Annotated in this window: 15 protein-coding genes; 13 read left to right on the top strand and 2 right to left on the bottom strand. The window is 67.4% G+C overall.

Going from position 1 to position 16,951, the window contains the following annotated elements:
- Positions 1-42 precede the first annotated feature (42 nt).
- Positions 43-1,008 carry a fumarylacetoacetate hydrolase family protein gene (locus ABD655_RS15685; protein WP_344715371.1) on the top strand — a complete coding sequence of 322 codons (966 nt, stop codon included), beginning with the start codon at positions 43-45 and terminating at the stop codon, positions 1,006-1,008.
- A gap of 70 nt (positions 1,009-1,078) precedes the next feature.
- Here the strand turns inward: ABD655_RS15685 and ABD655_RS15680 are convergent, their stop codons facing one another.
- On the bottom strand, positions 1,079-1,999 hold the full coding sequence (locus ABD655_RS15680) for a LysR family transcriptional regulator (protein ID WP_344715369.1): 921 nt from the start codon (positions 1,997-1,999) through the stop codon (positions 1,079-1,081).
- 134 nt (positions 2,000-2,133) lie between these two features.
- Between ABD655_RS15680 and ABD655_RS15675 the strand changes: the two genes are divergently transcribed.
- Genes ABD655_RS15675 through ABD655_RS15660 form a run of 4 tightly spaced genes read left to right on the top strand, consistent with a single transcriptional unit; the run spans position 2,134 to position 6,408 of the window.
- On the top strand, positions 2,134-3,138 hold the full coding sequence (locus ABD655_RS15675; protein WP_344715367.1) for a VOC family protein: 1,005 nt from the start codon (positions 2,134-2,136) through the stop codon (positions 3,136-3,138).
- A 43-nt stretch (positions 3,139-3,181) separates the two neighbouring features.
- On the top strand, positions 3,182-4,177 hold the full coding sequence (locus tag ABD655_RS15670) for a cyclase family protein (RefSeq protein WP_344715365.1): 996 nt from the start codon (positions 3,182-3,184) through the stop codon (positions 4,175-4,177).
- A gap of 45 nt (positions 4,178-4,222) precedes the next feature.
- Entirely contained in the window at positions 4,223-5,398 is a 1,176-nt protein-coding gene (locus ABD655_RS15665; protein WP_344715363.1) for an FAD-dependent monooxygenase, read from the top strand.
- Positions 5,399-5,418: 20 nt separating this feature from the next.
- A complete protein-coding gene (locus ABD655_RS15660; RefSeq protein WP_344715360.1) occupies positions 5,419-6,408 on the top strand; it encodes a fumarylacetoacetate hydrolase family protein in 990 nt (329 codons plus the stop codon).
- A gap of 94 nt (positions 6,409-6,502) precedes the next feature.
- On the opposite strand, the gene ABD655_RS15655 is transcribed toward ABD655_RS15660, so the two are convergent.
- On the bottom strand, positions 6,503-7,576 hold the full coding sequence (locus tag ABD655_RS15655) for a LacI family DNA-binding transcriptional regulator (RefSeq protein WP_344715358.1): 1,074 nt from the start codon (positions 7,574-7,576) through the stop codon (positions 6,503-6,505).
- Between the two features lie 299 nt (positions 7,577-7,875).
- Here ABD655_RS15655 and ABD655_RS15650 point away from each other — a divergent pair, with 299 nt between their 5' ends.
- From ABD655_RS15650 to ABD655_RS15615, 8 genes are all read left to right on the top strand, one after another.
- Complete coding sequence (locus ABD655_RS15650) at positions 7,876-9,237, top strand: ABC transporter substrate-binding protein (RefSeq protein ID WP_344715356.1); 1,362 nt, start codon at positions 7,876-7,878, stop codon at positions 9,235-9,237.
- A 71-nt stretch (positions 9,238-9,308) separates the two neighbouring features.
- Positions 9,309-10,235 (top strand): carbohydrate ABC transporter permease, encoded by a 927-nt coding sequence (locus ABD655_RS15645; RefSeq protein ID WP_344715353.1) that lies wholly within the window; start codon positions 9,309-9,311, stop codon positions 10,233-10,235.
- A 65-nt stretch (positions 10,236-10,300) separates the two neighbouring features.
- The gene (locus ABD655_RS15640) at positions 10,301-11,158 is read left to right on the top strand and encodes a carbohydrate ABC transporter permease (protein ID WP_344715351.1); all 858 of its coding nucleotides are present in this window, start codon (positions 10,301-10,303) and stop codon (positions 11,156-11,158) included.
- A 73-nt stretch (positions 11,159-11,231) separates the two neighbouring features.
- Positions 11,232-12,749: an arabinosylfuranosidase ArfA gene (arfA, locus tag ABD655_RS15635; RefSeq protein WP_344715349.1), complete on the top strand. Its 1,518-nt coding sequence runs from the start codon at positions 11,232-11,234 to the stop codon at positions 12,747-12,749.
- A complete protein-coding gene (locus ABD655_RS15630) occupies positions 12,746-13,702 on the top strand; it encodes a sugar phosphate isomerase/epimerase family protein (protein WP_344715347.1) in 957 nt (318 codons plus the stop codon). The genes arfA and ABD655_RS15630 overlap by 4 nt, the downstream gene beginning before the upstream one ends.
- Positions 13,699-14,583 (top strand): NAD(P)-dependent oxidoreductase, encoded by an 885-nt coding sequence (locus ABD655_RS15625; RefSeq protein ID WP_344715345.1) that lies wholly within the window; start codon positions 13,699-13,701, stop codon positions 14,581-14,583. The genes ABD655_RS15630 and ABD655_RS15625 overlap by 4 nt, the downstream gene beginning before the upstream one ends.
- A complete protein-coding gene (locus ABD655_RS15620; RefSeq protein WP_344715343.1) occupies positions 14,580-16,292 on the top strand; it encodes a dihydroxyacetone kinase family protein in 1,713 nt (570 codons plus the stop codon). Before ABD655_RS15625 ends, ABD655_RS15620 begins: the two co-directional genes overlap by 4 nt.
- Positions 16,293-16,297: 5 nt before the next feature.
- Positions 16,298-16,780, top strand: a complete 483-nt coding sequence (locus tag ABD655_RS15615; RefSeq protein ID WP_344715891.1) for a ribose-5-phosphate isomerase — start codon at positions 16,298-16,300, stop codon at positions 16,778-16,780.
- Positions 16,781-16,951: the final 171 nt, after the last annotated feature.

The following is a 16,951-nucleotide window of genomic DNA, read 5'->3' as shown; positions in this document are numbered from 1 at the left end:
CCCCGTGCGCGGATGCTCGCGGGTGATGTGGGAGGAAACACGATGACCAGCACCGGACCCGAGGCACCTTTTGCGCTTGCCCGCTACCGCGAAGACGACCGCATCCGACTCGGTCTGGTGGCAGGCGACCGCATCCGCCCGTTGGACCAGGATGATCTGGGCGCGGCCGGCCTCAATGACTTCCTCGCCGCCGACGGTTGGGACCGACTTGAGAAGCTGGTCGGTGCCGATGGTCCGTGGCGGCCGCTGTCCGAGGTGACCTTGACGGCACCCGTCGAGCCGCGCCACGTACTCCAGGCCGGCGCCAACTACCGCACGCATGTCATCCAGCTCATCATGGCCGGCATCGCCAAGGAGGACCGCGACGTCGCGCCTGAGGAGCTTCGGACGCGGGCGGAGCGCGTGATGGACGCGCGGGCTGCCAGCGGCAGGGCCATCATCTTCCTCGGGCTCCCCGGTTGCGTCGTGGGCGGTGATGAGCCGCTTGTGCTCCCCGCGTACAGCGACCAGCACGACTGGGAGTTGGAGCTCGCCGTCGTCATCGGGAAGGAGGCGTACCGTGTGACGCCGGAGGCCGCCCCGGCACACATCGCCGGTTACACCATCGCCAACGACATCACCACGCGCGATCGCGTTTTCCCCGGGGGCGTCGGCGACATGGGAGCGGACTGGTTCCGCTCGAAGAACGCGCCGGGGTTCCTGCCGACCGGCCCGTTCCTGGTGCCGGCGCGCTTCGTCGATCCGCGCGACGCGCGCGTGGTCCTCGAACTGAATGGCGAGGTGATGCAGGACGCGACGACCGCGGAGCTGATCTACGACGTTCCGGCCATCGTCTCGGATGCTTCGCAGACGACGCGGCTCTACCCCGGCGACGTGATCCTTACCGGGAGTCCGGCGGGGAACGGTCAGCACTGGGGGCGGTTCCTGAAGGACGGGGACGTCATGACAGGTCGCATCTCGATGCTGGGCGAGCAGGTCGTCCGGTGCGTCGCCGCCGTGGATTCGTGAGGCCTGCCCTCAGGCGGTCCAGCGCGTCCCGGTAGCGAACGCGAAACCGCGCGGGACGAGCGACCTCGGCTCAGTCCAGCTCGCGAGCGGCTGCGGCGAACATCTCACGCAGCCACTCATGTCCGGGATCGTTGTCGTGCGCGGGATGCCACCACAGCGCCTCGATGAGTGGCACGGCATCGAACGGCAGTTCGTAGACCCGCAGACCGCCCATCCTGGTGATGAGCGGGACGAGCTTGCGTTGAATCAGGGCGAGCCGCTCGGTGTGCTCCACGAACAGGTGAAGCAGCGCGAAGCTCTCCGCGACCACTTCCACGCGTGGCCGGAGTCCGAGCTGCTCGAGCTGGCGGCCGACAGCGGTGAAGGCGGCCCGGGTCTGATAGGTGAAGACCCAGGGCAGCGCCGACAGATTCGCGAGGGTGGGCACGGTGTCGCCGAGCGGGTTGTCCTCTGCGGCCAGGAGTACCCAGTCGTCGCGCCAGAGGTCCAGGCTCGGGCGATCCTTCACGATCCCATGAGGGAGCAGGACGCCGTCCAGCGACGCCAATCGCGCCATGACATCGTCGATCGCCGGGCTCGACGTCGGCACGAACCGGAACCTCACGTCCGGCGCCTCCGCAGAGGCCATCCGCGACACCAGGGGCGCGATGGTGGCAAGAGCGTAGTCCGAGCCGTGGATCGTGAATTCGCGCGTCGACTCGCTCGCGTTCCAGCGAGCCTGGCTCTCGAAGACTCTGCGGACGGTACTCAGGGCAAGCGTCGTGTGTTCGAGCAGACGCGTCGCGAGGGGTGTCAATTCGTAGGCGTTGCCCCGGCGGGCAAGCAGATCGTCGTCGAAGTGGATTCTCAGGCGCGACAGCGCCGTGCTGAGGGACGGTTGACTCAAGTGCAGGCGCTCGGCCGCCCGGGTCACATTGCGTTCTCTGAGCAGGGCGTCCAGAGACACCAGGAGGTTCAGATCCAGTCGGGACAGCAGCGGGTCTTGTGGCACGTCGAACGCCTCTCGTCACGAAACAGACTATCGGTGATCCCGATGGCGGACATAGGGATTATTCGGTTGTCCAATAATCACCGGGGCCGAATGATGGAGGGAAGCACCCCACTTGCGCCGCGAAAGGCTCGAAGATGATCACTCTGCTCTCACACCTCTCCTACGTCGCGCTGACGACCCCCGACGTAGAGGCCTCGGTTGATTTCTATGTCGACCAGGTCGGCATGACCGTCGTCGGGCGCGACGACCACGGCGTGTACCTGCGCTGCTGGGGCGACTACTACAGCTACAGCCTCGTCATCGTCGCCGGCGAAGAGGTCTCCCTCGACTCCATGGCCTGGCGGACCACGAGCGCTGAGGCGCTGGAAGCAGCCGTGGGCCGAGTCGAGGCCGCCGGTGCGGCCGGTGAGTGGTTCGACGCGTACGGCATCGGGCGCGCATACCGTTTCGTCGGTCCTTGGGGCCACACCATGGTGCTGCACTGGGAGGCGACGCACCATCGCTACACCGACGGCGACCTCGCCTCTTCGTTCCCGGATCGCCCCCAGCGCCGCTCGAAGATCGCGGGAGCGCCGCGGCAGCTCGACCACGTCACGATCTGCGCGAGCGATGTCGATGCATTCGCGCAGTGGTACAACGACGTGCTCGGCTTCCGGCTCATGGCGCGAACCGTATTGGAGCAGGCGCCCATCTCCGTCTTCTCCGTTCTGACCACCAATGAGAAGTCCCACGACCTGGGCGTCGTCCTCGACGGTTCCACCCGACCTGGGCGGGTCAACCACTTCGCGTTCTGGTACGACACGCGCGAGGAAATGCTGATCGCGGCGGACCTGCTCATGGAGAGCGGCGTGCAGATCGAATACGGTCCGACGATCCACGGCATCGGGGAGCAGTCGTTCCTCTATTACCGTGAGCCGTCCACGATGCGCATCGAGCTCAACACGGGCGGGTACCGCAACTACGTACCGGACTGGGAAGCGCCGACCTGGGTCACCTCGCAGGGGTCGTTCGACATCTACCGCAACACCACGATGCCGCTCTCGCTCAGCGAGTCCTTCCCGCCCGCCGACGGCCCCACCGCCACGGAGGAAGGCGTGCCCGAGGAGATCCGGGCGCAGCTCCTGAAGGGAAAGGTCTGATGCGCGTCATGGCACCGTCCACCCCGCTCGGGCAGGGAACGTCATGAGCTCGCTGTCGGAGAATCCCACGGACCTGGATCGTACGGACCCGTCGGGCGAGGTCTTCATCCGCGCCGAGGCCTACCGCAACTGGGGTCGCTGGGGCGAGGACGACGTCCTCGGAACCCTCAACTTCATCGACGAGGCGAAGCGGGTGCAAGCCGCCCGCCTCGTGACCGAAGGCGTGAGCGTCTCGCTCGCTCAGGCCTTCGATGAGGACGGCCCTCAGCGCGGATGGAAGAAGCGCAACAATCCGGTGCACACCATGACCGGCACGGGGCTGGACCACGAGCGCGATCCCCACGCCAACCCGCACAGTATCGGCGGTGCAGACGACGTCATCATGATGCCCCTGCAGTGCTCGACGCAGTGGGACGGGCTCGGGCACATCTTCGACCGAGGGCTCGCCTACAACGGTCGCCCGGCGGGCGCGGTTGTCACAACGCGCGGTGATCTGGTCACCGGGATCGAGCACGCGGCCAGCGTGATCGTCTCCCGCGGCGTGCTGCTGGATATGGGCCGCCATCTTCGTCCGGAGACGGGCGAACTCGAGGACGGCTACGCGATCTCGGCCGAGGACCTCAACGACTGCATCGACGCGCAGGGCTCCTCGTCGCAGGTCGGACGGGGAGACATCCTGCTCGTCCGGACCGGGCAGCTCGCCCGCGTCCGACGCAACGGCTGGGGAGAGTACGCGGGAGGGCCCGCCCCTGGGCTTTCCCTGTCGACGGCGGGTTGGCTGCATCGCAGCGAGATCGCCGCGATCGCGACCGACACGTGGGGCTTCGAAGTGCGTCCGAACGAATTCGATGAATCGTTCCAGCCGCTGCACCAGATCGTCATCCCGAACATGGGTCTGACGGTCGGTGAGATGTGGGACTTCGAGGAGCTCGGCCGCGTCTGCGCCGCGAAGGGCCGCTACGAATTCCTCCTCTCCGCGCCGCCGTTGCCCATCACGGGTGCCGTGGGTTCGCCGATCAACCCGATCGCGCTCCTCTGAGCGCCGTCGCCCACCCCGTCGCAGCACGAACAAGGAGGTTCTGACGTGACAGCAGTACAGAACGTCGCCGTCATCGGCGCAGGCGTGGCCGGGCTGGCGGCAGCAATCCGGCTCGCCGACGCCGGGGTCGCTGTCGACCTGATCGAATCGCAACCCGAACTGACAGCTCTGGGGTCGGGCATCTCGCTGCAGAGCAACGCGCTGCACGCGTTCGCGACCTTGGGAGTGTGGGACGAGGCCGCTGCGGCGGGGTACGCCTTCGACGGTCTCACGCTGCGGGCCCCCGGTCCCGGCGCTCCGGTGATCGCCCGCCGCACCGAGGGCGCCACGGCCACCGAGGGTCTGCCCTCCGCGGCTGGGCTGCGCTCAGCGGGCGGGCTCCCCTCGGCAATGGGCATGCCTCGCCCGGCGCTTGCGCGGATTCTCCTGGATCGGGCGGAAGCCGCCGGCGTTCGCACGCGTTTCGGCATCCGTGTGACCGGAACAGAAGAACGCGGCACGCTCGTCGCCGTGCTCTCCGACGGCGGCGAGGTCGGTGAGTACGACCTCGTGATCGGCGCAGACGGGCTGCACTCCGCCGTGCGCACGGGACTGGGAATCGACACCGGCCCCGAGCCCACCGGCATGGGGATCTGGCGGGCCTTCGTCTCTCGCCCCGCAGAGGTCCAGACCACAGAGCTCTACTACGGCGGTCCCGCCTACATCGCCGGCTACACGCCGACGGGCGAGGACTCCATGTACGCCTTCCTCGTCTTCGACGCAGAGAAGCACTTCGACATGTCGGCGCAGGATGCCGCCCACTTCATGGTGGAAAGCTCACGCAGTTACGGCGGCCCGTGGGACGCCGTGCGCGCCGATCTTGAGGCCGGCCACGCCGCGGTGAACTACACGTGGTTCACCCAGCACGTTCTGCCGGCGCCGTGGAACAGAGGGCGCGTCGTGCTGATCGGCGACGCCGCTCACTCGTGTCCGCCCACCATCGCGCAGGGAGCGGCTCAATCGCTCGAGGACGCGCTCGTGCTCACCGAACTGCTCGAGGCGCACACGAGCGTCGACGCTGAGCTGTGGGACGAGTTCCACCGGCGACGAGTCGCTCGGGCCACCGCCGTCGTGGACGCGTCCGTCCAGCTCGCGGAGTGGCAGCGTGACGGCCAGGATCATTCCGCAGACATGCCCAGGCTGATCGGGGAGCTCGCACAGCGGCTCGCCGAGCGCGTCTGAACCGAAGAGAGGAACACTCGATGAAGATTGCGCGGTGGATGGACGGGGAGACCCTCGGTGAGGGTTTCGTCGTCGACGATCAGGTCGTCGCTTTCCCAGATGGCCAGACGGTGGCGGACGTGCTCCGTGGCGGTCTGCGACGAGCGCACGACCTGTACGCGGCTGTCGATCGCAGCGCGGCCCGACCCCTGCGGGACGTCGGGCTCCTGCCCCCCTTGGTTCCCGCATCCGTGCGAGATTTCGCCGTCTTCGAAGAACACGTGGAGGGGATGAGCGCGGATGCCGATGGCGTCAGCCACGTACCCGAGCAGTGGTATCGCGCTCCGACGTTCTACTTCACGAATCCGCATGCCATCTACCCCACCGCCGCGGTGATCCGGCCACCTGCCACCGTCAGACTCGACTACGAGTTGGAAGTCGCCGCGGTGCTGGGTGGCGACCCGGGGGAGGACCTGGACCCTGCCACGGCCGACGAGCGGATCTTCGGTTACGTGATCATGAACGACTGGTCTGCGCGCGATCTGCAGTCCCAGGAGATGAATGTTCGTCTCGGACCGGCCAAGGGCAAGGATTTCGCCACCTCTCTCGGGCCGTGGATCGTCACCGCGGACGAAGTCGCCGATCGCGTCGACGCCGACGGCTTCCTCGCGCTGCGCGCCGAGGTCTACGTGAACGACCGGCTGCTCGGAGCGGACCTTCTCTCCAACATGGCCTGGACGTTCGCCGAACTCGTCTCCTATGCATCGCGGGCATCGCGTGTGCTCCCAGGTGACGTCCTCGGCTCCGGCACGGTGGGAAACGGCGGATGCCTCGGCGAGTTGTGGGGACTTGCCGGCGGCGCCCTCACGCCGCCTCCGCTGGCAGAGGGAGACGTTGTCACGATGCGGGTGGAGCGGCTCGGAGAGTTGAGCGGCACCGTCGGGCCCGCGCGTGCGAACCCGCACCTGCTGCCGACCGCACGCGCTCGCCCGAAGCCGCGGGCGCGCACTTTCGCCGAGCCCTCGGCGTGAGCAGCACACCGCTCTAGACGGACACCCCGCGCTGGCGCGGACGGTCCTCACGGCCGAGTTCCCGAATGCGAGCGGGAGGGCGGCCGTACCGTCGTCAGACGACCCGCGCCGCCGACGTCGCGTCCTCGCGGACCGCATCGACCACATGAGCGAAGCCCGTTGATTCGCGCCGGACGATGTGAAAGTCCGGCTTGATCCGCCGCGGCGGCACCGGGGCACCCTTCTCTGCGATGCGCTCCACGAGCATCTCGACGGCGACCTCCGCGATGGCCTCGCGGCCGGGGTCGACGCTCGAGAGCGAGGGAATGGTGAACCTCGTCGCGTCGATGTTGTCGAAGCCGATCACCGCAGCATCGGCCGGCACGCGCACGCCGGCCTCGTCGAGGGCGCGCAGTGCGCCGATGGCCAACGTGTCGTTCAACGCGAAGAGTGCATCGAAGGCCGTTCCCGATGCCACCAGCGCCCGCGTGGCGGCGGCGCCGGTGTCGTAATGCCAGCTGCCGGCGGGGCGAACCAGCGCCGGTTCGTACGCGATACCCGCCTTGGCGAGTGCCTGACGATACCCGCGAACGCGCAGTGCTGCGGACCCGACGGACGTCGTCTCGTCGGGGTCGTCGGCACCGATGAGGGCGATCCGTCGACGCCCGATCTCGAGCAGATGCTCGACGGCCGCCTGTGCCGAGGACACATTGTGCATGGTGACGTGGTCAGTCGGCCCACCGAAGACGCTCTCGCCCAGAAGCACCAGCGGGAACTGTGCATGGAGCAGTTCGGCGTCCTGCTCGCCGATGTGCACAGGGCTGAAGACGATGCCGTCGGTCAGGCGGAGACGCCGACCCGCGATGACATCCAGTTCCGACGCCCGCACCCCGTTGGTCTGGTCGACCACCACCCCGAGGCCCCGCTTTTCCGCCGCCACGATGATCGAGTCGGCCAGCTCCGCGAAATACGCTTCGCGCACCGACGGGATCGCGAGTCCGATCACCCCGGTCTTTCCTGACCGGAGACCGCGCGCAGACAGATTGGGCTGATATCCCAGCTGGCCGATCGCAGCGATGACCCGGTCGCGCGTCGTCGGTCGGACGTGCGGGTGGTCGTGGACGACATTGGAAACGGTCTTGATCGATACGCCGGCGACGCGGGCGACATCGTGCAACGTGGGATTCATCTCCCGGCCCTTCTGGGTCGCCCCGCCGCCGTGTGCGTATCCGCCAGCCTATCGGCGGCCGTTTGCGCGGCGGTCGGCGGCGGCGCGCGCGCTGCGGGGATCGTGAACTTCACAGAACCCGTTGACACCTCCGCCGGCATCCGCGATCATCTCTTACAACGTTGAATATACAACGTTGCAAACGCGTTCGAGAAGCAAGGCTTCCGCGGGAGCAGGCACACGCGAAGTCCGTGCGAACAGCGGAACCGCATCGATCGTGGGCGCCCGACAAAGTTGTCCAGCATCCGAAAGGAATCACAGTGAAGACCACCCCAGTCGTCGCTGCAGCAGCCACGCTCGTACTCGCGAGCGCCCTCGTGTCATGTTCCGCAGGCGGAGATGACGGGGATGGCGGCGGCGGAGGAAACGACGCGACCAACTGCACCAACACGATCCCCAAAGAGGACCTCCCCGTCGTCACGATGTGGGCCTGGTATCCGAACATGGAGCTCGTCGTCGACAACTTCAACGAGCAGAACGACGAGGTCCAGGTCTGCTGGACGAACGCAGGCGCCGGCGGCGATGCCTATGACAAGTTCCAGACGGCCATCTCGGCCGGAAGCGGCGCCCCCGACGTGATGATGGTCGAGGCGGACCGTATCCCGACGTTCCAGGTCCAGGACGCGCTCGTCGACCTGAGCGACCTCGGCTACGAGGACGTCAAAGCGAACTTCAGCGACGGCGCGTGGAAGGACGTCTCGGTCGGCGACGCCGTCTACGGCGCCCCGGTCGACGGCGGTCCGATGGGCATGATCTACCGCACCGACATCTTCGACCAGTACGGTGTCACGCCGCCCACGACGTGGGCCGAGCTCGAGACCACCGCCCAGGCGCTCAAGGACGCGGGAGGTCCGGTCTTCGCGAGCTTCGCGGCGAACCAGCCTGCCACGACCACGGCGTACTTCTACGGGAACGGCGCCGAGCCCTTCACGTACGACCCCAGCAAGGAAGGCGAGATCGGGATCAACCTCAACAGCCCCGAGATCAAGGAAGTCCTCGACTACTGGGACGGTCTGGTCGACAAAGGACTGGTCGGCACAGAGGACCAGTTCACTCCCGAGTACATCGCGGGCGTGATCGGCGGTGACTACGCCACCTACCTTTCGGCAGCATGGGCTCCGGGATACCTCCAGGGAGCCGGCGTCGGCGAGGGCGCGGATGCGGGTGTGTGGGCGGCAGCCCCCATGCCGCAGTGGGACACGGCCGACTCGGTCGCGATCAACTGGGGCGGCTCGGCCTTCGTCGTGAGCAGCCAGGCGCAGGATCCCGAGCTGGCAGCCAAGGCGGCGTTCGGCGTGTACGCGGACCCGGCATCACTGGATGACGGCTGGCAGAACCAGATCATCTTCCCACTCAACGTCGGCGTGCTCGACTCGCCGGAGTTCCAGGACTACGAGGTTCCGTTCTTCAGCGGTCAGCAGGCCAACAAGGAGGTGTACGTTCCGGCGGCGAATGCCTACACCGGCATGACGTACACGCCGCTCGGGCAGTACTACTACTCCGCATTGACGAAGCAGATCGCCGCCATCATCGATGGCTCGGCGACCGGTTCCGAGGCTGCGGACGCCCTGCAGGCGGACGTGGTGGCATACGCCGAGGAACAGGGGTTCACCGTCAAGTGACCTGGGCCGGGGGCCGGTCCGTGCACGCGCGGACCGGCCCCGCTCATTCCCTACACAGACCCGGAGAAATCATGACTGCCACGCTCGCCAGCGCTGTGCCCACGAAACGCCGCAGATCCATCACGGCTCGTCAGAACCTCACCGGCTGGCTCTTCGTCGGCCCGTTCGGAGTCGTCTTCCTTGCGCTCCTCGTGCTTCCGATCGGCTTCGCCTTCTACCTCAGCATGTTCCAGAAGTCGATGATCGGCGGCACGAAGTTCGTGCTCTTCGGCAACTATCTGAAGGCGTTCAGCGACCCGTCGTTCCTGGACGGCGTCTGGTTCGTGATCCGGTTCTCGCTGGTGCTCATCCCGCTGCAGATGGCGGTCTCGCTCGCGATCGCGCTCATCCTCGACATCGTCATCACGCGGTACGCGCGCTTCTCGCGCCTCATGATCTTCCTGCCCTACGCGATCCCGACGGTGATCGGCGCCCTCATGTGGGGGTTCCTCTACAGCGACAACTTCGGCCCGCTCGCCGAGATCTTCGAAGCCTTCGGTCGATCAGCCCCTGACTTCCTCAGCTCGAGCCTGATCTTCTACGGGCTGCTCAACATCGTGACGTGGCAGTGGGCCGGCTACTACATGATCATCATCTACGCCGCGCTGCAGGGGATCGACCCGACCCTCTACGAAGCGGCACGCATCGACGGGGCGTCGCAGTGGCAGATCATCCTCCGGATCAAGATCCCGCTCCTGACCCCCGCACTCCTGCTGATCCTCGTGTTCGCGCTCATCGGCACCCTGCAGTTCTTCAACGAGCCGCAGATCCTCCAGCAGCTCGCCGCTGGAGCCATCCCGAATGACTTCACCCCCAACATGTACGCCTATCAGCAGGCGTTCTCGCTCGCGAACTACAACTACGGCGCGACGATCTCGTTCGCACTGGGCGCGGTGGTGTTCATCTGCGTCTACATCTTCCTGTTCGCGACCCGCAAGCGAGGGAGCTTCACGTCATGAGCGTCACACCCCTCGAGAGCACGCGCGCACGCCGACCGGCTCGAAAAACCATCGAACGTCGATCGATGCCGCGCAAGCCCGGCCGCGTGCCCTTGAACATCGTGCTCGGGCTGCTGATGCTGTACTTCCTGGTGCCTTTCTGGTGGCTCATCGTCAACAGCTCCAAGAGCGCGGCGGGCCTGTTCGGCGGCGGCAGCTCGCTCTGGTTCGCCGGCGACATCAACTACGTCCAGAACTTCATCGACCTGTTCACCTACGGTGGCGGGATCTACGCGCGCTGGCTGGCCAACTCGGCGCTGTATGCGCTCGTCGGGGGTATCGGAGCGACGGTGCTCGCGGTGCTCGCCGGCTACGGATTGGCCAAGTACAGCTTCGCCGGTCGGCGCTTCTCGTTCGCGATCCTGCTGGGCGCCGTCATGGTGCCGACGACCGCCCTCGTGATCCCGACCTTCGTGTTGTTCGCCCAGGTGGGGTGGACCAATACGATCTGGGCGGTGATCTTCCCCACGCTGCTGAATCCGTTCGGGGTCTACCTCATGAACGTCTACGCGCGCGACGCGGTTCCCGACGAGCTTCTGGACGCCGCTCGGGTCGATGGCGCGGGAGAGTTCCGAACGTTCCTGCAGGTCGCCCTGCCCATGCTGAGGCCCGCCATCGTCACTGTGCTGCTGCTGTCGGTCGTCGCGTCGTGGAACAACTACTTCCTGCCGCTGGTCATGCTGTCGGACAATCGCCTGTTCCCCGTCACCGTGGGCATCGGGCTCTGGCAGTCGACGGCGTCCACGTACGGTGCGGCGGGGAGTCAGAGCCTGTGGAGCATCATCATCCTCGGCTCGCTCGTGTCCGTGATCCCACTGATCATCGCGTTCCTCACCCTCCAGCGCTACTGGCGCGGCGGGCTCGCGATCGGAAGTCTCAAGTGACGCTGACGCGCCCTGCGGAGCTCGCCGCGTCGCGACCACTGTTTACCGTTCTGCTCGACACCCAATGAGGATCATGACTTCCGCACATCTCACCATCGACCCCCACTTCATCGTCGGACCGGTAAATCGCCGCCTCTTCGGATCCTTCGTGGAGCACCTCGGACGGTGCGTGTACGACGGCATCTATGAACCCGGCCATGCGACCGCGGACGAGCACGGCTACCGCGGCGATGTGATCGAGCTGGTCCGCGAGCTGGGTGTGTCCACGATCCGCTACCCCGGGGGTAACTTCGTGTCGGGCTACCGATGGGAAGACGGAGTCGGGCCTCGTGATCAGCGCCCGCGACGCCTGGATCTGGCGTGGCACTCCACCGAGACCAACCAGGTGGGCCTCGATGAATTCGCGGTGTGGTCCAAAAAGGTCGGCAGCGAGCTGATGTACGCCGTCAACCTCGGCACGCGCGGTGTGCAGGAGGCATTGGACGTTCTGGAGTACGCCAACATCCGTTCCGGGACCGCACTGTCCGATCGGCGAGTCGCCAACGGCGCCCCGGAACCGCACGACATCCGGATGTGGTGTCTCGGAAACGAGATGGACGGCCCGTGGCAACTCGGACACGGCACGGCACGCGACTATGCCGAACTCGCGTCCAAGACCGCCCGCGCGATGCGCCAGGTCGATCCTGATCTCGAACTCGTGGTGTGCGGAAGCTCGGGTGCACAGATGCCCACGTTCGGTACGTGGGAGCGGGTGGTCCTGGAAGAGACCTACGACGACATCGACTTCATCTCGTGTCACGCGTACTACGAGCCGCACGAGGGGGACTACGACAGCTTCCTGGCGTCGGCGGTCAACATGGATCGGTTCATCGACTCCGTCGTCGCCACGGCCGATCACGTCAAAGCGGTCCGCGGCAGCGACAAGTCGATCAACATCTCGTTCGACGAGTGGAACGTCTGGTACCAGTCCCGGTACAACGAGGTGGACCGGATCACCTCGGTCGATGACTGGCCGGTCGCGCCGCGATTGCTGGAGGATTCATACTCCGTGGTGGATGCCGTCGTGTTCGGCAACCTGCTCATCTCACTGATTCGCCACTCCGACCGCGTCACCGCGGCGAGCCTCGCCCAGTTGGTGAACGTCATCGCGCCGATCATGACCGAGCCCGGTGGGCCGGCGTGGCGGCAGACCACGTTCTTCCCGTTCGCGGTGACGTCGCGGCTCGCCCGCGGCGTGAGCCTGGAGCTGAAGCTGGACTGCCCGACGTACGACACGGGCAGCTATGGACAGGTCCCCGTCGTCGACGCCGTGGCCACTTTTGACGAAGAGAGCGGCGAGACGTCGGTCTTCCTGGTGAACCGCAGCATGGACGAGCACGTCGCAATCGACATCGACGTCCGGATGCTCGGGGATGTCAGTCTCAGTGAGGTTCGGTCGCTCCACGACGAAGACATGCACGCGGCCAACACGCTCCAGGACCCGGATCGCGTGCGCCTGCGCGGCAACGACACAGCACGCCTGCGGGACGGGACGGTCGCTCTGTCCCTTCCTCCGGTGTCGTGGACCGCGCTGACGCTGGTCACGCCATGACCCACGATTACTCGTCCAGCGCGAACTGGCCGATCGCGGCCGCCATGCTGCCGTTCGCTGCCAGCCACGATGCCGGCGCCGACGTGTGGCTCGACCACTTGGCGCAGGTCGTCTTCGAGGGGCTCGACTGCGTCGACATCACCGACAGCTGGGTCCGCCCCGGAGACCTCGACCAGGCGGCGTTGACCGACCTGGGCGCGACGATCGCCCAGGTCGGGCTTCGTCCGGTGGCCATCTCCGCGATCCGACGCAGCGTGATCGACCCCGTCGACGGCAAGGTGAATCTCGCCTACAGCCATCGCACGCTGGACGCGGCCGCGGCGCTCGGCGTGCCGGTGGTCAGCTTCGGACTGCATCGGCCCCTCCTGCCCGACCAGAAGAAGGTCCAGTGGTTCTGGACCGAGCCCGGCGCCGCCGATGAGCAGGATGCCGCCACGTGGGCGCTGGCGACCGCCCGCCTGCGCGAACTGGGTGAGCACGCGGCGACCCTCGGTATCGACGTGTCGCTCGAGATGTACGAAGACACGCTCATAGGAACGGTCGACGGTGCGCTGCGCCTGGTGGAATCCATCGGCCTCGACAACGTGGGCCTGAACCCGGATCTGGGAAACATGTACCGACTGCATCGGGATGTCGAGGACTTCCTGGACGCGAGCGCCCGGTGCGCACCGGTCGCGAACTACTGGCACGTCAAGAGCTATTCGCGCGACGAGGATCGCGCCCGAGGGCTCATCACCGCGGTGCCGGCGCCGATGGAGTCCGGCTCGCTCGATTACCGATCCGCGATCACGACCGCGATCTCTTTGGGATTCGCCGCCCCGTTCTGCGTGGAGCACTACGGAGGAGATGGACTCTCGGTGGCCGCCCGCAACGCGGAGTACGTTCGACGCATGATCGCGGTCGCTCTCGGCGAGGCGACCGCCGCGGTGCGCGAGAGGACCGTCAACCCATGACCAACGTGACCGTGATCGGACTGGGCGCCATGGGGCTGCCCATGGCGCTGCACCTCGGGCGGTCGTTCCCGGTGAAGGTGTACGACATCGACCCCGTGGCCGTGGACTCCGCAACACAGGGCGGCGCGACCCGCGCCGGAACGCTTCGCGATGCGGGCAGCGGAGCAGATGTGGTCGTGCTCGTCGTCCGCGACGCCGGTCAGCTGGAAGAGGCCCTCTTCGGCTCGGACGCTCTCGCACCCTCGCTCGCACCGGGCGCCGTCGTGGTGATCACATCGACCGTCGGCGAGCAGGCGCTGCTCAGCTCCGCTGCGCGGCTGGCGGAGCGCGACATTCTCTGCGTGGATGCCGCACTCTCGGGTGGCCCCGTGCGTGCCGGGACGGGGGAGCTGCTGGTCATGGTGGGCGGATCGCCCAAGGCGCGCGCCGCCGCCCACGGCGTCCTCGATGCGCTCGCCTCGACGCTGTGCATCGTCGGCGACCAGGTGGGGCAGGGTCAGCAGCTCAAGGTCGTCAACCAGCTGCTGTGCGGCATCCATACTGCGGCGGCGGCCGAGGCCCTCGCGCTCGCGCACAGCTTCGGCCTCGACCTGGACATGGTCATCGACGTTCTCGGGGCGGGGGCGGCGGCGTCGTTCATGCTGGCGGACCGTGGTCCGCGAATCGCACAGCGAATCCGCGGAGAAGAACCCCCACTTCGATCCCGCCTCGATGTCATCGGCAAGGACATGGGGATCGTGGGAGACGCGACCCGGGCGCACAAGGTCGCCGCGCCGGTTGCGGCTGCCGCCGAGCAGCTGTACCGCATCGGAGAGGCCGCCGGCCTTGCCGCCGAGGACGATTCGATCATCGCGATGATCCTGGCCGGAGTCAGAGGATGACGGTCATCTTCAACGATCCCGCGTCGTTTGTGGACGATCAGCTCGAGGGTTTCGCCGAACTGTACGCGGACCGGCTGCGCATGGTCCCGGGTGGTGTGGTCGGGCACCGCGAAGGGCCGCCGCGCGTCGCGGTCGTGATCGGCGGCGGCTCGGGTCACTATCCCGCGTTCGCCGGTCTGGTGGGGCCCGGGTTCGCCGCGGGGGCCGTGGTGGGCAACGTCTTCACCTCGCCCTCCGCCGCTCAGGTCTACTCGGTGGCGAAGGCATCGGATCAGGGTCGGGGCGTCATCCTGAGCTTCGGCAACTATGCCGGCGACCTGATGAACTTCGGCATCGCCGCCGATCGGCTGCGCAGCGAGGGAGTCGACACCCGGATCGTCACCGTCACCGATGACATCGCTTCGTCGCCGACGGTCGCCGGCCGCCGCGGGATCGCGGGCGACTTCACGGTCTTCAAAGTGATGGGTGCGGCCGCCGAAAAGGGGAGCTCGCTCGATGACGTCGAGCGACTGGGTCGCCTCGCGAACGACCGGACCCGTTCGTTCGGGGTCGCGTTCACGGGATGCACGCTGCCCGGCGCGGCGGCCCCGTTGTTCGTCGTCCCGGATGGCGAGATGAGCATTGGTCTCGGCATCCATGGTGAGCCCGGGGTGAGCGACACGCCTCGACTGACATCGCGGGAACTGGCGGCCGTGCTCGTCGACGGTGTCCTCTCCGAGCGCCCGTCCGCGGCGTCAGCCCGCGTTGCGGTGATCGTCAACGGACTCGGCTCGACCAAGCACGAAGAGCTCTTCATCCTGTGGCGGGACGTCGCGGAGCTGCTTCGCCGGCACGACCTCGCTCCCGTCGGGGCCGAGGTCGGCGAACTGGTCACGAGTCTGGACATGGGCGGATGCTCGCTCACCGTCATGTGGCTCGACGACGAGCTGGAGGCAGCGTGGCAGGCGGATGCCTACACGCCGGCGTACCGCAAAGTAGGCGCGGCCACCGCGAGGTTGCGCCCGGCTGACCTCGGGGCGGTCGCGGACGAGCTCGGACGCGTTCCCGAATCGACAGCAGCTGCTCGTGCGCTCGTCCCCGCGTTTCGCTCGGCCGCGGGGTTGGTCAGCCGCGTTCTGCACGACAACGAAGCCGAGCTCGGCCGCATCGATGCCGTCGCGGGTGACGGCGACCACGGTCGCGGCATGGTCAAGGGCGCCGACGCGGCCGCCGCCGCCTTGAGCGCCGCGGACGGCGGCGGTGTGGCATGGAACCTTCGCCGCGCCGGGCGGGAGTGGGCAGCGCAGGCCGGCGGCACCTCCGGTGTGCTGTGGGGCGCCGGTATCGAGGCCGCGGCAGCGGTGATCGGAGACGATCGCGAGACGTACGACGCGACGATCGCGCCGGCTGCCGTCGACGCGTTCCTCGCCGCGGTGATCGAACTGGGCGGAGCGCAGCCGAACGACAAGACCATGGTCGACGCGCTGACTCCGTTCGCGGCGACGCTCCGCGAGCGGGTCGAGAGCGGCGTGCGCCTTGAGCTGGCGTGGGCGGATGCCGCCGACGCCGCTGCCGCCGCAGCTCAGGCGACAGCGGCCATGCGGCCCAGAAAAGGTCGAGCACGACCACTCGCCGAACGGAGCATCGGAACGCCGGATGCCGGGGCCACATCGTTCGCCTTGATCGCGGCGGCGCTCCGAGGGGTGCTCGCGAAGGAGGGACCAACGTGACGGACATGACCCCGGATGCCGAACCGCTGCGCATCGTCGTCGGGAGCGACGAGGCCGGACTCGCGTACAAGCAGCTGCTCCGGGCGGACCTCGAGGCGGACCCGCGCGTGGCGTCGGTCGTCGACGTGGGAGTGGCCGCCGGTGAGTCGACCGACTACCCGCACGTCGCCGTGCAGGCCGCGCGCCGGGTCGCTGCCGGGGAGGCCGACCGTGCGCTGCTGATCTGCGGCACGGGACTGGGCGTTGCCATATCGGCGAACAAGGTGCCGGGAATCCGGGCCGTGACCGCGCATGACTCCTATTCAGTGGAGCGCAGCGTACTTTCGAACGACGCACAAGTGCTTTGCCTGGGTCAGCGCGTCATCGGCGCGGAGCTCGCGCGGCGGCTCGTTCGGGAGTGGCTGGGATATCGGTTCGATTCGTCGAGTCCCTCAGCCCAGAAGGTCGCAGCGATCCGCGACTATGAGGTATCGCCCGACGCAACGTAGGGTTCTCGATCCAACGAGCGGCGCACCGGACCATCGACAACTCCAGCCTGAGCGCTGCCCGCAGCCGCATCGATCGGGATCACCGGCCGCGTGTCATCGTGCTCCGAAGACAAGCAGGATGCGCCGCCTGTGCACTTCACCCAGACCTTGCCGCGGCAGCCCCGGAACCCG

This window comes from Microbacterium terregens (genome assembly GCF_039534975.1).
In the GTDB taxonomy this organism is placed as follows: Bacteria; Actinomycetota; Actinomycetes; order Actinomycetales; family Microbacteriaceae; genus Microbacterium; species Microbacterium terregens.
This window is presented reverse-complemented; position numbering and strand designations above follow the sequence as displayed.

Excerpts from the sequence above, each read along its gene's own strand:
- ABD655_RS15685 (WP_344715371.1), top strand. The coding sequence starts at position 43 with ATGACCAGCACCGGACCCGAGGCACCTTTTGCGCTTGCCCGCTACCGC.
- ABD655_RS15675 (WP_344715367.1), top strand. The coding sequence starts at position 2,134 with ATGATCACTCTGCTCTCACACCTCTCCTACGTCGCGCTGACGACCCCC.
- ABD655_RS15670 (WP_344715365.1), top strand. The coding sequence starts at position 3,182 with ATGAGCTCGCTGTCGGAGAATCCCACGGACCTGGATCGTACGGACCCG.
- ABD655_RS15660 (WP_344715360.1), top strand. The coding sequence starts at position 5,419 with ATGAAGATTGCGCGGTGGATGGACGGGGAGACCCTCGGTGAGGGTTTC.
- ABD655_RS15655 (WP_344715358.1), bottom strand. The coding sequence starts at position 7,576 with ATGAATCCCACGTTGCACGATGTCGCCCGCGTCGCCGGCGTATCGATC.
- ABD655_RS15645 (WP_344715353.1), top strand. The coding sequence starts at position 9,309 with ATGACTGCCACGCTCGCCAGCGCTGTGCCCACGAAACGCCGCAGATCC.
- ABD655_RS15640 (WP_344715351.1), top strand. The coding sequence starts at position 10,301 with ATGCCGCGCAAGCCCGGCCGCGTGCCCTTGAACATCGTGCTCGGGCTG.
- arfA (WP_344715349.1), top strand. The coding sequence starts at position 11,232 with ATGACTTCCGCACATCTCACCATCGACCCCCACTTCATCGTCGGACCG.
- ABD655_RS15630 (WP_344715347.1), top strand. The coding sequence starts at position 12,746 with ATGACCCACGATTACTCGTCCAGCGCGAACTGGCCGATCGCGGCCGCC.
- ABD655_RS15625 (WP_344715345.1), top strand. The coding sequence starts at position 13,699 with ATGACCAACGTGACCGTGATCGGACTGGGCGCCATGGGGCTGCCCATG.
- ABD655_RS15620 (WP_344715343.1), top strand. The coding sequence starts at position 14,580 with ATGACGGTCATCTTCAACGATCCCGCGTCGTTTGTGGACGATCAGCTC.
- ABD655_RS15615 (WP_344715891.1), top strand. The coding sequence starts at position 16,298 with ATGACCCCGGATGCCGAACCGCTGCGCATCGTCGTCGGGAGCGACGAG.